This is a genomic window from Thalassobacter sp. (assembly GCF_982993085.1).
Map to the genome: position 1 here is coordinate 23988 of NZ_CEZFMW010000002.1, position 14118 is coordinate 38105.

Genomic DNA, 14118 nt, shown 5'->3' on the forward strand with positions numbered 1-14118 from the left:
GACGGCTTTAAAGTGGCTTGGGGCCACCCCAGTTGATCGGGCAGATCTCGGCGGATTTGCCACCAAAATCCCAAACACGTCCGTAGTCACGGACCTTGGAACGCAGGCCAGTCGCGGCGATGATGTCTGGGCCCATCCAGTACTTGGAGTTAGACACCATAACGGGGTGATCGGGGCTTTTGCCTTCGATCATCTCGATCTCACCTTGGATTTTGCGTCCAATGTTGATGGAGCGTTTTTTGCCCTCGCGCACGATTTCAACGGGGGCACGTTCGGCACCAATGATTTCGGATACTAGCATGGTGAACAGACCCGTGGTGCCACCAGCGGCCCCGGACAGGATTTGCAGCAGGCCGTTATAGGCTTTGCCGGTCGCGTTTTCGTCCACGTAGGCCGCGACCTTCCAGTTGCCCTCACCCATGCGGCCCGGAATATCGACCAGCAGCCCGACGTTCAAACCTGCAAGGCTTTCGCCCTCAAAGTGGCCATCATCAATCGCGATGGCCATCCAAGCGTGGCAATGCCCTTCGGTGGGAGGGTGCGCGCCAAGCGAGACGACGCAAGGACAAAACACAGTGCATGAGCAGTTGAGAAACAGCTCGCCCTGAATGGCCCAGTTTGTCGGGTTCATTGTGCGGCGGCCCGGGTTGGGCATCCGTTGATCGATCCGTTGCGATATGGGCAACCGGTCTGCGTCAGCGCGTTGTTTGGTCATATCAGGCTCCGTTGAACAGAATGTTTGCCGCCAGCACGAGGCCGCCAGCGATGAGGGCAAAGCCCATTGGTTTCGTAAGGCGATGGCCAATTTGCGGCAGTTTTTCGAGGACCATGAACAGGGTTGCCGCCCCCATCCACAAAAGGCTCATCACGCCGCCCGCAAAGCCAAGCGCCATGAACCCCCAGCAACAGCCGACACAAAATGCACCAAGCCGCAGGCCCATGCGCAATCCGCCCACAAAGCCGGTGCGCCAGTGGCCCAAAAAGTAATGCATCGGCGCGTGGCACACGCCGTGGCAGATTTCTTTGGTACGGCTGAATTGAAAAGCCCCGACAGCTATCAAAATGGCCGCCGTGATCCACAATGACGTCGCAGCGCCCATCATGTCCAACAACCCTGCCCCGCGAAGCCCCAACTGCAATGCCGCGATACCGGCAGCGAACACCACCCAAACGGCAAAGTAGCCCAGCAATACGCCGGCCCACCCAGCCCGAGTGCCATCAGCGTTTGCAATCAGGTCTTCGTAGGCGCGCAGCGTCGGGACGAGTGTTGGTAACATCATCGCGGCCATCATTGCCGCCCACATGATAAACAGAGGCGTAAAGCTGCCCATCATCATGTCCATCATCATCGGGTTCATTGAAGGCGTCGCACGGCCAAAAACGTCTAGCCCCATGCCAATGCTCATGGCATACATAAGCCACCAAGCCGCAAGAATGCTGGCAAAGAATACTAGCCACAAAGTGGACCGAATGACTGACTGCATCGTGCGAACCCTCCCCCGACTCAAATGGCCGTTTTGCGTGGGGCAGCTTGTCGCAGTTTTTCAATTGTCTGACAAATGAAAAACACGTCACCATCTGCCTCTGATTTATCGGCGCAAATTGCCGATGCGCTGCGCCAAGAAATTATCTCAGGTGTGCTCTTGTCCGATGATCGTCTCCCTTCGGAGGCTGATTTGTGCGAGAAATTCGTTGTTTCGCGCAGTACCGTGCGCGAGGCGCTGAAACGGCTGGCCGCACAGAACCTGATCCGTACCCAACGCGGTCATACGGGCGGCGCATTTGTGAACAAGCTGACGTTTGACGCCGCTGTCACACAGCACATCGGAACGTCCACTCTTCTCTTGTCGATGAATGCCGTCAGCTTTGAGACAGCCTGCGAGGCCCGCTTTACGCTGGAACGTGCATGTGCGGCCCTCGCCTGCGCCCGACGCGAACGTGAAACGTTTGAGTTGATGAAGGCCGAGGTGGATCGGCAGAGTGATCCGACCCTGAGTGATGAAGCGTTTTGCGCCAGTGACGTCGCATTTCACCGGGCCTTTGTGGATGCCGCTGATAATCCGGTTCTGTCCTATCAGCTCGCCGGCGCGGTTGAGGCGATGCAGCCTTTGATGAACATGATCACGTTTCCCGCGCGGGACCGGGCCCGCATCGTGGCGCTGCATATCGGGATGGCCAATGCGCTCAAGGCGCGTGACCCGGATGAGGTGACTGCACTATTACATGAGCTGGAAACCTATACGCTGGAATTGGCCGATACATACCGCGCGCGCCGGGCGGGCATCTGACATCGATATATCACGCTTGAAGCGGCGGCCCTGCGGCTCTAGTTTCCGCTTCAACCGAATGGTCCAACGGGAGTGACCCATGACACTGAAACTCACCCTTTTGACGGGCACAGCCCTCGCACTTGCCTCTGCGGCACAGGCCGATTTGCTGGTCTTTGACTACGCAGGCTTCGAAGATCCTGCATTCCACGCGGATTACGTGACCAAGCATGGGCAGAGCCCAGATTTCTCGTTCTTCGGAGACGAGGAAGAAGCCTTCCAAAAGCTCCGCTCGGGCTTCAAGGCGGACGTGACACACATCTGTGCGGGCTCAGCCACCAAATTCATCGAATCCGGCATTATCGCGCCTTGGGATACGTCGAAGCTGGATCAATGGGGCAACCTTGATACTGACCTTGCGGGTGAGCAGATCAGCGGCCAAGGCGAAGTGTTCTTCCTGCCGGTCGACTATGGTTCGACCGCGATCGCCTACAATGCCGAAGACGTGCCAGCCGAAGACGTGGCCTCGCTCAACGTCTTTTTGAACCCAAAGTACGCGGGCCGCATGACCCTGCCCGACAACGTGGATGATGCCTATGCACTTGGGTACTTGGCCACAGGTACGACCAACTGGCAGAATGCAACACCCGAGCAGTTTGCCGCGGCTTCCGACTGGCTGCGTCAGGCACATGCCAATCTGCGCACCTACTGGACCGATCCTGCGGAACTGAGCCAACTCCTTGCCTCCGGTGAGGTTCTGGTCAGCTGGGCTTGGAATGAAACGCTGCCGACAATGGTTGATGAGGGCTTTCCCATTGGTTTCCAGCGCGAAGCGGCTGAGGGGTCTTCGCTGTGGCTGTGTGGCTATGTGAAAATGGCCGAGGGCACCGGCGCATCCGAAGATCTGGTGTATGATTTCGTGAACTCTATGCTGGCACCATCCTCCACCACCGCCCTATTGGATGCAGGCTACGGCCAGTCCAACGCGGTTGCGATGGCGGACAAAGGCGAAGAGGCTCTTGTGGCATCTGGCCTCGGCCAAATCAGCGCGCCGGTTTTGGCTCAGCTGCCCATGGATGGACGTCTGCGCGAGATGCAGGCGGCAGAATTTGAGAAAATCAAAGCCGGTTTCTGATCACCCCTTTGACTGACTATGAACGCGCCCCGGATGTACGTAACGTCGCCGGGGCGTTTTCATTGGTCCAATCGCTTGGCTGCGCCGTACATTATTAAAAGGAGCTTTTGAGCATGGACCTAATTTTCAATCTGATATTTGTGGCGCTGTCTGTTGGGCTTGGCGCCATAGGTTGGCTCGCGCCCCGCTACACCATGAGCCTACTTGGTCTCACGGATGGCAGCGTGCGCGGCATGGGTACGTCAGAAATTCGGGCCGCGTCGGGGGCATTGTTTGTTCTGGTGGGCGTTGGCGCGTTGATCATGAACACACCTGCAGGCTACGCGATGATTGGTTTCGTCTGGCTGGGCGGCGCTATGGGGCGGGTTACCTCGGGCGTGCTAGAAGGCTGGACCCAGCGTAAGTTCGGCTTCTTCGTCACAGAACTGATTGTGGGTGTCGGTGCTTTGGCTGTGAACTGGCCCCACCTCTGAACCCTTGCACCTTGGGCGGTAGGGGCTTATATCAGGGGTGTCTCGGCAACGGGACTATCGTGATAAACGCGCTCGTAATACACGGCTCGGACCCGGGGGCGGTACCCGGCGACTCCACCAACACTCCCTTCATTTGAGGGACGCGCGGGGTCGAAACAGGATCGACGGACGTTTAAAGGTGTTAGCTTTCACGCGGCGGGATACCACCGTTATTGGTTCAACTAAGCTAGTTGCAAATGACAACAATGCTCCGGTAGCCCTGGCTGCGTAAGCAGTTCGGAAAACCGAAAATTAAGTCCTAGCGCTTAGCAGCTCTAGGCGGGGTTCGCAGGTACCTGGCAACAGAAACCTGCACTTAACTTCCCTCTCAAATTGCAACGCGTTAACTATGGCATTGACCATAGAATCCCCTATGGTGGTACCTGACCAATTTGACAAAAGAGTGTTCGCGATGACTGCATCTATCGACTACGGAAATCTGATGCACAATGCGATGCGTGGCCTCATTCAGGATGTATTGACGCGGGTCGCTGAACAGGGCCTTCCCGGGGATCACCACTTCTTTATCAGTTTTGATACCACGCACTCAGGCGTGGCCATCGCGGACCGACTGCGCGAACGTTACCCCGAAGAAATGACCATCGTTATCCAGCATTGGTTCGAAGACCTGATCGTAACCGACAAGGGGTTTTCAATCACGTTAAACTTTGGCGACACGCCCGAGCCGCTTGTTGTGCCCTTTGATGCGCTCAAGACGTTTGTTGATCCTTCTGTCGAATTTGGTCTTCGGTTTGAAACTCAGGACATGCCCGATGATCCTGACGCTGATGACGACGATAGCGATGATGATGACCAACCAGAGCCCCCCAAAGGGGATGGACAGGTGGTCTCGTTGGATCAATTCCGCAAATAACAAACCAGCCTCCTGCGACACGTGCGCATTTGTGCCCGGCGCTTGGACTCGTTAAACGGCATGCAACAGCATACCGCACTTGAGGGATTCATATTATGACCACCACCCGCACCGAGACTGACAGCTTTGGCCCCCTTGAGGTCCCGTCGGACAAGTATTGGGGCGCACAGACCCAACGCTCGATCATGAACTTCCCCATCGGTTGGGAGAAACAGCCCGTGGCCATCGTGCGCGCCCTAGGTGTAATCAAGCAGGCCTGCGCCAAAGCGAACACAGCATCCGGCAAGCTGCCCGCCCAAATAGGTGAGGCCATCCAAGCCGCCGCTGCCGAAGTCGTTGCGGGCAAGCTGGATGACAACTTTCCACTGGTCGTCTGGCAGACCGGGTCAGGCACGCAGTCCAACATGAATGCCAACGAGGTGATCGCCAACCGCGCAATCGAAATGCTGGGCGGCACATTGGGCACCAAAGACCCCGTCCACCCGAACGACCATTGCAACATGGGGCAGTCTTCGAATGACACCTTCCCCACCGCTATGCACATCGGCACCGCAATGACGGCGCGCGACATGTTGTTGCCCGGCCTCGTGAAACTGGCCGAAGCGCTAGAGGCAAAAGTGGCCGAGTTCGACGGCATTATCAAAATTGGCCGGACCCACACGATGGATGCCACACCACTGACGCTGGCCCAAGAATTCTCGGGCTATGCACATCAGGTCCGCATGGGGATCGCGCGGATTGAAGCAGCCCTGCCCCGTATCAACGAACTGGCACAAGGCGGCACAGCCGTCGGGACCGGGCTGAACACCGCACCAGGTTGGAGCGAGGAAGTCGCCGCCAATATGGCCGAAATCACCGGCCTGCCCTTTGTCACGGCACCCAACAAGTTCGAAGCCTTGGCCGCCCATGACGCAATGGTTGAGATGTCCGGTGCGACCAAAACTGTGGCCGCGTCGCTCTTCAAAATCGCAAACGACATCCGTCTGCTGGGCTCTGGCCCGCGCTGTGGACTGGGCGAATTGATGCTGCCCGAAAACGAGCCTGGCTCATCCATCATGCCCGGCAAAGTGAACCCAACGCAGTGCGAAGCCCTGACTCAGGTGTGCGCCCACGTGTTCGGCAACGACGCAGCCGTTGGTTTTGCAGGATCGCAGGGGCACTTTGAGCTGAACGTTTATAAGCCTATGATGGCTTATAACGTGTTGCAATCCATGCAGCTTTTGGGTGACGCAGCCGTCGCCTTTACCGATAATTGTGTGTCGGGCATCCGCGCCAATGAGGATCGCATCGCTAAAATTATGCGCGAAAGCCTGATGCTGGTGACAGCACTCGCGCCCACCATCGGCTATGACAACGCAACAACGGTTGCTAAAACCGCGCACAAGAATGGTACAACCCTCAAGGAAGAAGCCATTGCGCTGGGGTTTGTGGACGAAGAGACGTTTGAAAAAGTCGTACGCCCCGAACAAATGATAGGGCCGAAGTAAGGATCACGTTTGAGCAATAAGAACGTCACCAATCTTAACCGCGCCCGAAAATCCCGGGCGCGGACTGAGAAAGCGGCGCAAGGCGCTGAGAATGCGGTCAAGTTCGGCCGCACCAAGGACCAACGCGTACGCGAGCAATTGTTGGACGCTAAGGCGAAGGCCACGCTTGATGGCCATCAAATCGGGGATGCGCCCGAGACCCCAGACACATGAGCCGGCCTAAAAAACGTTCACTCACCTTGCGCGGACACCGGACAAGTGTATCTCTGGAAGACGAATTTTGGGAGGCCTTCGGTGCAATTGCTACCCGTGAAGGTAAAAGTATCAATGCGTTGGCCGCTGAAATTGATGCAGAACGTGTTTTGAAATCAGGCCTTGCTGGGGCCATCCGGCTGTATGTTTTAGCGTGGTATCAAGCGCGCGATTAGGAGGCATCCTGCAACACGCGCAACACTTCGTCGCGTGGCACGTCGGCGGTGACAAAGGCCGCGCCAATTCCGCGCGCAAGGATGAACCGCAACTGTCCGGCGACCACCTTTTTGTCTTGTCCCATTAGGGTCAATAGTGCTGCTGCATCAGGCAGATCACCGGAGATGTCTCGCAAATCCCGCATCATACCCATCTGGGATAGATGCTCACGCACGCGACTTGGTGCCTCTTGGCTACAAAGACCCAAACGAGACGACAGCTCAAACGCGAGCGCGCAGCCGATGGCCACACCCTCGCCGTGCAACAGGCGCGCGCCGTCATATCCCGTTGCGGCTTCTAGCGCGTGGCAGAACGTATGGCCTAAGTTCAAAAGTGCCCGATCACCCTGTTCGGTTTCATCCCGTACCACGATGTCAGCCTTCATTTGCACGGACCGCGTCACAGCCTGTTGGCGCAAATCCATGTCACCTTTTGCAAGGTCTGGTCCGTGTGCTTCGAGCCATGCAAAGAAATCCGCATCGCCCAAGAGCCCGTACTTGGCGACTTCACCGTAGCCGGCCAGGAAGTCCCGTGGCGTCAATGTGCCCAGAACCTCAACATCCGCCAACACAAGTGTGGGTTGATGAAACGCCCCTACAAGGTTTTTGCCGTGCCGTGTGTTGATCCCGGTCTTGCCGCCAACCGAGCTATCGACCTGCGCCAGCAAGGACGTCGGGATCTGCACAAAGCGCACACCCCTGCGCAAGATCGCAGCTGCAAAGCCAACCAAATCACCAATGACGCCGCCGCCAAAGGCCACGACCATATCGCCACGCTCAACTTCGTGATCTAGCAGCCACTCGACACAGGTTTGAAGATGTGCCCATGATTTTGTGGTCTCACCGGGGTCTAGTTCAAGAACCGGACCATCGAGTTCGGCCGCTTTGAGGGACGATTTAAGAGTTGCTAGGTGCAAACCAGCCACACGTGTTTCTGTAATGACAAACACCCGGGGCCGCTTGAGCAGTGGCGCAATCGCGGCTCCGGCCTCGGCCAAAAGACCCGCTCCGATCCGTACGTTGTAGGCACGCTTACCCAGCGGCACATGGACTACATTTTCGCTCATCCCAAGGTCTCCGTCAAAATGCCTGCGTCCATCAGAACGCCAATGACGACGTCCACCATGGCCTCAATGCTGTATTCTGGGTGACACTCGGCCACCAAATCCGCCATCTCATAAGACGGCGTGCGCGCGGCTAACAGGTCGGCCAAGGTTTGCTTGGGATTCTCGGTCCGCAATAAGGGTCGCGTATCTTTGTGTTTCACCCGCGACCACAGCAATTCGATATCTGCGCGCAACCACACTGCAACGCCGTGCCCCGAGATGAGATTCCGCGTTTCAGGGCGCAGATACGCCCCACCACCCGTGGAAATAATTGCAGGTGCCTCACGCAAAAGCCGTGCGATGACTTCGGCCTCACGGGCCCTGAAAAACGTTTCACCGTCGCGGGCAAATATCTCTGCGATGCTACAGGCTGCAGCTTGCTCAATCTCGGCGTCAGAATCGCGAAACATCACCCCGAGGCGTTTGGACAAGGCCATCCCCACAGCGGATTTTCCGGCCCCCATCATCCCGACCAAAACCACTGGTTTCAGCAGGACAAGCGAGCAGGCATTCGCGGTTGGCAGGTGTTCGCGCAAGTTTGATGGCTCCGTTAGGTGGCGTGGTGCGGCTGAGAGTGCTATTTATAACTTGGGCATAAAAGCAACAGAAGGCAGCGTCCATGGGCAGACTGGTAAAATATCTCGTGATCCTCGCGATTTTGGGTGCGGGGGGGCTGTATGGCTATTCGTATCTTTTGACCGCAGACGTGGCACCTGTGTCTTTGGTGGTACCGGTTGATGTTAACTAAGACTGCTGCAAGCGTTGCGGCGCTTGGGCTTTTTCTGTCAGGGGCGTTCGCGTCAGAGACCAGTGAAGCCGGTCCGCCGCCAGAAGGGCCGCGCTCTGCGATTGAGTGGTTGACGGACCCTGCGTCCTTGATGCGATTGATCGTTGAACCCGAGGCAGAGGCAGAGCAGACCCGCGATCCAATCCAAACCACGCTGCTTGGCGGGCCAACCTTGGGTGGTGTTGGGCTGTTGTCACCCCTGATCACTGGATTGCCGCAGGATACATTTGCCAATGCGCGGCCTGAGCGTTTGTTGACATTACTGTCTGATTTGCGCCCCAGTGATTTGCCTGCATTGCAGGACCTGACCTTGGTTTTGTTGCTGGCGGAATTGACACCACCAACCACCGCTGACGGGGGCACTGCGCTGTTGCGCACCCGGGTGGAGCGGTTGATTGCGTTTGGGGCCATTGATCAGGCCCAAGCGTTGCTGGAACAAGCCGGGGCCGATACGCCCAAGTTGTTTGACCTCTGGTTTGATGTGTCCCTTCTCAGCGGGGATGACACGAGTGTTTGTGAGGCGTTACGCCGTGCACCGGATCTGACCCAAGATCTGGGCACGCGTATTTTTTGCCTGTCGCGCGGTGATGATTGGGCGGCAGCGTCTCTCACGCTTGAAGCGGGGCGCGCTCTTGGTGCGATTGCCGCCGAAGACGCCCTATTGCTCGGCCAGTTTTTAGATCCAGAGGCCTACGAAGGCACATCCCTGCCGTCACTTCCGGGTCAAATGACGCCCTTGCGTTTTCGACTTTTGGACGGGTTGGGCGAGCCGCCTGCGACACTGGCCCTGCCCCTTGCCTATGCGGTTTCGGACTTGCGCGACACTATTGGTTGGAAGGCTCAGATTGAGGCAGCTGAACGTCTTGTGCGAACCCAAGCTATCGCGCCAGAGCGGCTGCGCGCGCTGTATTCCGCGCGCAAGCCAGCGGCATCGGGCGGCGTGTGGGACCGTGCAACCGCATTTCAAACGTTTGACGGCGCCTTACAATCAGGCGATCCGGGCGCCATCGCAAACGCCCTGCCCGAGGTTTGGGCGGCGATGTCGCGCGCGGGTCTTCAGGTTCCCTTTGCTCGGATGTTTGGGGCCGAGTTGACCGACTTGCCACTTGCGCCGTCGGCGGCGCAACTGGCGTTCAAGATCGGGCTCCTCTCCAAGGATTATGAGGAGGTCGCAGCCTCCGATGCACGCTCTGACTTGCCTCGGGATGTGTTTGCACGCTCCGTCGCGATGGGGGTTGCCGCAGATCCGCGTGGGCTGGGGCCCTTGGCTGAGGCAATCACTTTGGGCTTCACCCTCCCGCAGGTGCCAGAACCTTTTGCCGCCCTCGTGGCTGATAATCGTTTGGGAGAGGCCTTGTTGCGGGCCCTTTTGCTATTGCAGGACGGTGCGCAAAGCGATCCGGGTGATATTGCTGCTGCCCTTGCGTTGCTGCGGACCAATGGGTTGGAGGCTGTTGCTCGGCAAACAGCACTGCAATTGATGTTGATGGAGCGCGCGACATGAGTGCGCCTCGCAACGCCGCCCTTTGGGTCGATACCTTCATTGAAGCGCAAGCCGCCGAATTGGATGCTGCCCAGAACACGCAGTTAGCCTATGCGCGGGATTTGATGGATTTCGTGGCGTGGTCCGATGCGCCGGGCAATGTGTTCTCAGAGATCACCAAGGCCGATGTTGAGGCTTATTTGATCCATTGTGAGGCGCAAGGATTGGCCGCATCAACCCGTGCGCGGCGCCTGTCCGCGCTCAAGCAACTGTTTCGTTTTGCCTATGAAGAAGGCTGGCGCACGGACAATCCTGCGATGCAGATCAAAGGACCTGGCAAGACGAAGTCTTTGCCACATACCTTGCCGCCTGAGGCGGTTGAGGCTCTGCTTTTGGCAGCTGAACAAACCGCAGAAACCAAATTTGACCGCGCCCGCGATACCGCTCTGGTGCGCTTGTTGTATGCCACGGGCATGCGCGTTTCTGAATTGGTTGGGTTGCCTGTCGCGGCTGTGCGGGGCAACCCAAATATGGTGTTGGTTCGGGGCAAAGGGGGCCGTGAACGCATGGTGCCGCTGTCCCCCGATGCACGAGAGGCCGTTGGTCTCTGGCTCGAAATGCGCGATGTGCGTGAGGAAACGCGCCGTTTAGAAACGGGTGCGCCCCCGTCGCGGTTCTTGTTTCCATCCAATGGAAAGTTGGGGCACCTGACGCGGAACTGGTTTTTCACCCGGATCAAACGCTACGCGCTTGAGGCCCAGCTCGATCCATCCCACATCACGCCGCACACCCTACGCCACGCATTTGCCACGCATCTGCTGGCGGGCGGCGCGGATTTGCGGGTGATCCAAACCCTTTTGGGTCACGCTGATGTGTCCACGACTGAGATATATACCCATGTGCTTGATGCGCGGTTAAAGGACCTGGTCCTGCAAAATCATCCCTTGTCGGCTGATGCTTCCTAGCAAGCGCCGATCCGATGCTCATGTGAAACGCTCTTGAAAGCCTATCCCAAGGACCCCATACCCTAATCATGACCCCACTTGACGCTTCACTTGCCCTAGAAACCTCTCCCTTTGATGCCGCATTTTGGTGGACGTCCGCGGGTATTGTCGGCCTTTTGTTCATGTCGGCTTTCTTCTCGGGTTCCGAGACTGCATTGACAGCGGCCTCCCGCGGAAAGCTGCGTTCCCAAGCCGATCGTGGCGCGGGCGGTGCCGCGCGTGCCCTACACCTGACCGAAGATAACGAGCGCCTGATTGGGGCCGTCTTGCTGGGCAATAACCTTGTGAATATCCTCGCCGCATCATTGGCGACGGCGCTGTTCACCCGTGCCTTTGGTGAAAGCGGGGTCGCCTTGGCGACGCTAGTTATGACACTTTTGGTGCTGGTTTTCGCGGAAGTTTTGCCAAAGACATACGCGATTTCCAACCCCGAGGTGGCCGCATCGCGGGTGTCCCCAGTGATTGCCGTGGTGATTGTGGTGTTTTCCCCGGTTGTGACGGCCGTTCGGGCGCTTGTGCGGGGGGTGTTAGCGTTGTTTGGGGTGCGGATCGATCCGAATAGCCGGATTATGTCTGCGCAGGAAGAAATCGCAGGTGCCATCTCGCTAGGTCACTCCGAGGGGAGCTTTGAGAAAGAAGACAGGGATCGATTGATGGGCGCCCTCGATCTGGGAGAGCGCACGGTCGAAGAAATCATGCTGCATCGCTCCTCGATTGAGATGGTGGATGCCGATGATGCGCCCGAAAGCATTCTCAGCCAATGTTTGGCGTCGCCCTATACGCGACTGCCCGTCTATCGCGGCGATCAGGAAAACATCATTGGGGTTTTGCACGCCAAAGACCTACTGCGCGCCATGGATCGGCTTATGCGCGGCCCGAACGCGAACGCCGCCGCACTTGAGGCTTTCAAAGTGACTGATGTCGCGATGAAGCCCTATTTTGTTCCAGAAACATCGACACTCGATGAACAAATGCGGCAGTTTCTTCGCCGTCATACTCATTTTGCGTTGGTGGTGGATGAATACGGCGCGTTGCAGGGCCTGATCACGCTTGAAGATATCCTTGAGGAAATCGTCGGCGAAATCACCGATGAGCATGACATTGACGAAGGCAGTGTCCTTGCCCCTGATAGCTTGGGCAATTTTAACGTTGATGGCGCCATGACCATTCGGGACCTGAATCGCGCGTGCGATTGGAACCTGCCTGATGATGAGGCCAATACTGTCGCGGGTTTGGTTATCCATGAAGCGCAGTCAATTCCGACAACGGGGCAGGTCTTTAGTTTTCATGGTTTCAGGTTTGAGATCACATCCCGCGCTGCAAACCGAATTGTCAGCTTGAAAATTAGGCCGCTCAGTTAACCTGACGTACCGTTGCGTATCGACGAAGTGCGGCCAATGGAAAGGTCAAAATAGCTCCAGTCCACTGTCGACCGGTTTAGGTGGCGCAACAATCGGTTCAATTGGGCGATCCGTCACCAGCTTTAATTGTACGCGCCCGGTTGTCGGTTCGAACCGAATTCGGCGTGCCTGAGTGCCGCCTAAGTCCTGCCCTTCAACAGGGATACCCTCATCGTTAAGAAATGACAAAACGAATTCCGCGTTCTTTTCGCCAACGGCTGCGGAACTGCCGATCATGCGCGCACCTCCAAACACCTTTGCCACCAACCTGCTTCGCACCGCACCACTTTTGAGCAGTGCATTGATCAGGCATTCCATCGCGTTGACTTGGGTCATCAAGTCGAATGGATCATTGGATGAATCGTTGGGCAAAACCATGTGGTTCAACCCGCCGACCTTAGCGAGAGGATCAAAAAGGCACGTGGACACGCACGACCCAAGAAGCGTGGACAAAACAACCGATGGGTTGTCAGACACCGCATGCTCACCTTGACCGACGTGCTGCATTTTTGTTGCTTCCTGTACGATGGGTCTAGGCCTTTGCTGTGCGGGAGGCAGGTACGGCTGCTTGAGCGAGCAGAGCATCGCCAATCTTATTTAATGGTAGAACCTCGCAGGCCGCTTCCAATTCAACCGCAGCGCGAGGCATCCCATAGACGACACAGGTAGCCTCGTCTTGGGCGATGGTCATTGCGCCACTGGCGCGTAATCCTTTCATACCGTTTGCTCCGTCCCGGCCCATGCCCGTCAACAAAGTCGCAACCACTTTATCACCGAGGCGCGCCAATGATCCGAAAAGGACATCTACAGCGGGACGGTGTCCCGCGACTTTCTCAGATCCGATCAATTCGACATTGGGTCGGGTGCGTTCAAGACAAAGATGATAATCCCCCCCAGGAGCGATCAACACAGACCCGGGCCGCAGCGGTGTTCCATTTTCTGCGAGCTGAACCTTGGGTGCATATTTCCCATCTAGCCGCGTTGCGAGTGACGTTAAAAACAACTCAGGCATATGTTGAACAATCACCGTTGGGGGGCAGTCAGCAGGAAATCTACTCAGCACGGTTTCTAATGCGTCCACCCCGCCGGTGGATGCACCGATCGCCACTATCTTGCCTGTCCATGCTCCGTGGCGCGTCGGCAAAGGTCGTTTGTTGTCGACACGTTTTTGACCAACGCGTGCACGCGCAGCGGTTTTAACGATAGCCACAAGAGCTTGCCACTCGGATATCTCCGCACGCCGCGGCTTTCCAAAAACATCAACCGCTCCGAGCTGTAGAGCCGTAAGCGCAGCTTCTGAACCTTTGTGGGTCAGTGTCGAAATCATGACCACTGGCGTCGGGCGTAGCCGCATCAACCTGCGCAGAAACTCGATGCCATCCATTTTCGGCATTTCGACATCAAGGGTTAGAACGTCCGGATCGGTTTGCTTGATCAGTTCTCGGGCTTCTATAGGGTTTTCAGCCTCACCAACGACGGAAATTTCAGGGTCAGCTCCAAGAACCAAACTCAAAAGACGCCGAATAGTGGCGGAATCGTCAATAATGAGGACCTTTATAGGGGAGCTTGGGTCAGTTCTGAATGTCGGGTCCATCT

The 14118-nt window shown here is 57.1% G+C and carries 17 protein-coding genes and 1 other RNA gene; 12 read left to right on the plus strand and 6 right to left on the minus strand.

Annotation, left to right across the window (positions count from 1 at the left end; all coding sequences use genetic code 11):
- Positions 1-7: 7 nt before the first annotated feature.
- Both AC4GMC_RS00560 and AC4GMC_RS00565 read right to left on the minus strand, forming a co-directional pair.
- Entirely contained in the window at positions 8-715 is a 708-nt protein-coding gene (locus tag AC4GMC_RS00560) for a DUF1326 domain-containing protein (protein WP_487879089.1), read from the minus strand.
- Between the two features lies 1 nt (position 716).
- Positions 717-1484 carry a DUF2182 domain-containing protein gene (locus AC4GMC_RS00565; protein ID WP_487879090.1) on the minus strand — a complete coding sequence of 256 codons (768 nt, stop codon included), beginning with the start codon at positions 1482-1484 and terminating at the stop codon, positions 717-719.
- A gap of 75 nt (positions 1485-1559) precedes the next feature.
- On the opposite strand from AC4GMC_RS00565, the gene AC4GMC_RS00570 reads away from it, so the two are divergent.
- The 8 genes from AC4GMC_RS00570 to AC4GMC_RS00605 all read left to right on the plus strand — a co-directional run bounded on the left by AC4GMC_RS00570 (position 1560) and on the right by AC4GMC_RS00605 (position 6703).
- The gene (locus tag AC4GMC_RS00570; RefSeq protein ID WP_487878716.1) at positions 1560-2288 is read left to right on the plus strand and encodes a FadR/GntR family transcriptional regulator; all 729 of its coding nucleotides are present in this window, start codon (positions 1560-1562) and stop codon (positions 2286-2288) included.
- A 79-nt stretch (positions 2289-2367) separates the two neighbouring features.
- Positions 2368-3402 carry an ABC transporter substrate-binding protein gene (locus AC4GMC_RS00575; protein WP_487878715.1) on the plus strand — a complete coding sequence of 345 codons (1035 nt, stop codon included), beginning with the start codon at positions 2368-2370 and terminating at the stop codon, positions 3400-3402.
- 113 nt (positions 3403-3515) lie between these two features.
- The gene (locus AC4GMC_RS00580) at positions 3516-3875 is read left to right on the plus strand and encodes a DUF4345 family protein (protein ID WP_487878714.1); all 360 of its coding nucleotides are present in this window, start codon (positions 3516-3518) and stop codon (positions 3873-3875) included.
- Positions 3876-4231: a transfer-messenger RNA gene (gene ssrA / locus AC4GMC_RS00585) on the plus strand.
- A 95-nt stretch (positions 4232-4326) separates the two neighbouring features.
- A complete protein-coding gene (locus AC4GMC_RS00590) occupies positions 4327-4788 on the plus strand; it encodes an SspB family protein (RefSeq protein ID WP_487876129.1) in 462 nt (153 codons plus the stop codon).
- Between the two features lie 95 nt (positions 4789-4883).
- Positions 4884-6275, plus strand: a complete 1392-nt coding sequence (gene fumC, locus AC4GMC_RS00595; protein WP_487876130.1) for a class II fumarate hydratase — start codon at positions 4884-4886, stop codon at positions 6273-6275.
- Positions 6276-6284: 9 nt separating this feature from the next.
- Positions 6285-6488: a DUF4169 family protein gene (locus tag AC4GMC_RS00600; RefSeq protein ID WP_487876131.1), complete on the plus strand. Its 204-nt coding sequence runs from the start codon at positions 6285-6287 to the stop codon at positions 6486-6488.
- On the plus strand, positions 6485-6703 hold the full coding sequence (locus AC4GMC_RS00605) for a ribbon-helix-helix domain-containing protein (protein ID WP_487876132.1): 219 nt from the start codon (positions 6485-6487) through the stop codon (positions 6701-6703). Before AC4GMC_RS00600 ends, AC4GMC_RS00605 begins: the two co-directional genes overlap by 4 nt.
- Here the strand turns inward: AC4GMC_RS00605 and aroB are convergent.
- Both aroB and AC4GMC_RS00615 read right to left on the minus strand, forming a co-directional pair.
- Positions 6700-7809, minus strand: a complete 1110-nt coding sequence (gene aroB / locus AC4GMC_RS00610; RefSeq protein ID WP_487876133.1) for a 3-dehydroquinate synthase — start codon at positions 7807-7809, stop codon at positions 6700-6702. The genes AC4GMC_RS00605 and aroB overlap by 4 nt on opposite strands.
- Positions 7806-8384 (minus strand): shikimate kinase, encoded by a 579-nt coding sequence (locus tag AC4GMC_RS00615; RefSeq protein ID WP_487876134.1) that lies wholly within the window; start codon positions 8382-8384, stop codon positions 7806-7808. Before AC4GMC_RS00615 ends, aroB begins: the two co-directional genes overlap by 4 nt.
- Before the next feature lie 83 nt (positions 8385-8467).
- On the opposite strand from AC4GMC_RS00615, the gene AC4GMC_RS00620 reads away from it, so the two are divergent.
- The 4 genes from AC4GMC_RS00620 to AC4GMC_RS00635 all read left to right on the plus strand — a co-directional run bounded on the left by AC4GMC_RS00620 (position 8468) and on the right by AC4GMC_RS00635 (position 12483).
- A complete protein-coding gene (locus AC4GMC_RS00620; protein WP_268873742.1) occupies positions 8468-8596 on the plus strand; it encodes a hypothetical protein in 129 nt (42 codons plus the stop codon).
- A complete protein-coding gene (locus AC4GMC_RS00625; RefSeq protein WP_487876135.1) occupies positions 8586-10139 on the plus strand; it encodes a hypothetical protein in 1554 nt (517 codons plus the stop codon). The genes AC4GMC_RS00620 and AC4GMC_RS00625 overlap by 11 nt, the downstream gene beginning before the upstream one ends.
- The gene (locus AC4GMC_RS00630; RefSeq protein WP_487876136.1) at positions 10136-11083 is read left to right on the plus strand and encodes a site-specific tyrosine recombinase XerD; all 948 of its coding nucleotides are present in this window, start codon (positions 10136-10138) and stop codon (positions 11081-11083) included. The genes AC4GMC_RS00625 and AC4GMC_RS00630 overlap by 4 nt, the downstream gene beginning before the upstream one ends.
- Before the next feature lie 68 nt (positions 11084-11151).
- A complete protein-coding gene (locus tag AC4GMC_RS00635; RefSeq protein ID WP_487876137.1) occupies positions 11152-12483 on the plus strand; it encodes an HlyC/CorC family transporter in 1332 nt (443 codons plus the stop codon).
- A gap of 45 nt (positions 12484-12528) precedes the next feature.
- Here the strand turns inward: AC4GMC_RS00635 and AC4GMC_RS00640 are convergent, their stop codons facing one another.
- Together AC4GMC_RS00640 and AC4GMC_RS00645 are read right to left on the minus strand one after the other, a co-directional pair.
- Positions 12529-13029, minus strand: coding sequence for a chemotaxis protein CheD (locus AC4GMC_RS00640; protein WP_487876138.1), 501 nt, complete (start codon positions 13027-13029; stop codon positions 12529-12531).
- Positions 13030-13054: 25 nt separating this feature from the next.
- Positions 13055-14116 (minus strand): protein-glutamate methylesterase/protein-glutamine glutaminase, encoded by a 1062-nt coding sequence (locus AC4GMC_RS00645; protein WP_487876139.1) that lies wholly within the window; start codon positions 14114-14116, stop codon positions 13055-13057.
- Between the last annotated feature and the right edge of the window lie 2 nt (positions 14117-14118).

What these genes read in the sequence shown, in the direction of transcription:
- AC4GMC_RS00580 (WP_487878714.1), top strand. Translation starts at nt 3,516, where the DNA reads ATGGACCTAATTTTCAATCTGATATTTGTGGCGCTGTCTGTTGGGCTT.
- AC4GMC_RS00565 (WP_487879090.1), bottom strand. Translation starts at nt 1,484, where the DNA reads ATGCAGTCAGTCATTCGGTCCACTTTGTGGCTAGTATTCTTTGCCAGC.
- AC4GMC_RS00635 (WP_487876137.1), top strand. Translation starts at nt 11,152, where the DNA reads ATGACCCCACTTGACGCTTCACTTGCCCTAGAAACCTCTCCCTTTGAT.
- AC4GMC_RS00575 (WP_487878715.1), top strand. Translation starts at nt 2,368, where the DNA reads ATGACACTGAAACTCACCCTTTTGACGGGCACAGCCCTCGCACTTGCC.
- AC4GMC_RS00560 (WP_487879089.1), bottom strand. Translation starts at nt 715, where the DNA reads ATGACCAAACAACGCGCTGACGCAGACCGGTTGCCCATATCGCAACGG.
- AC4GMC_RS00640 (WP_487876138.1), bottom strand. Translation starts at nt 13,029, where the DNA reads ATGCAGCACGTCGGTCAAGGTGAGCATGCGGTGTCTGACAACCCATCG.
- AC4GMC_RS00625 (WP_487876135.1), top strand. Translation starts at nt 8,586, where the DNA reads ATGTTAACTAAGACTGCTGCAAGCGTTGCGGCGCTTGGGCTTTTTCTG.
- aroB (WP_487876133.1), bottom strand. Translation starts at nt 7,809, where the DNA reads ATGAGCGAAAATGTAGTCCATGTGCCGCTGGGTAAGCGTGCCTACAAC.
- AC4GMC_RS00630 (WP_487876136.1), top strand. Translation starts at nt 10,136, where the DNA reads ATGAGTGCGCCTCGCAACGCCGCCCTTTGGGTCGATACCTTCATTGAA.
- fumC (WP_487876130.1), top strand. Translation starts at nt 4,884, where the DNA reads ATGACCACCACCCGCACCGAGACTGACAGCTTTGGCCCCCTTGAGGTC.
- AC4GMC_RS00590 (WP_487876129.1), top strand. Translation starts at nt 4,327, where the DNA reads ATGACTGCATCTATCGACTACGGAAATCTGATGCACAATGCGATGCGT.
- AC4GMC_RS00645 (WP_487876139.1), bottom strand. Translation starts at nt 14,116, where the DNA reads ATGGACCCGACATTCAGAACTGACCCAAGCTCCCCTATAAAGGTCCTC.
- AC4GMC_RS00605 (WP_487876132.1), top strand. Translation starts at nt 6,485, where the DNA reads ATGAGCCGGCCTAAAAAACGTTCACTCACCTTGCGCGGACACCGGACA.
- AC4GMC_RS00620 (WP_268873742.1), top strand. Translation starts at nt 8,468, where the DNA reads ATGGGCAGACTGGTAAAATATCTCGTGATCCTCGCGATTTTGGGTGCG.
- AC4GMC_RS00570 (WP_487878716.1), top strand. Translation starts at nt 1,560, where the DNA reads ATGAAAAACACGTCACCATCTGCCTCTGATTTATCGGCGCAAATTGCC.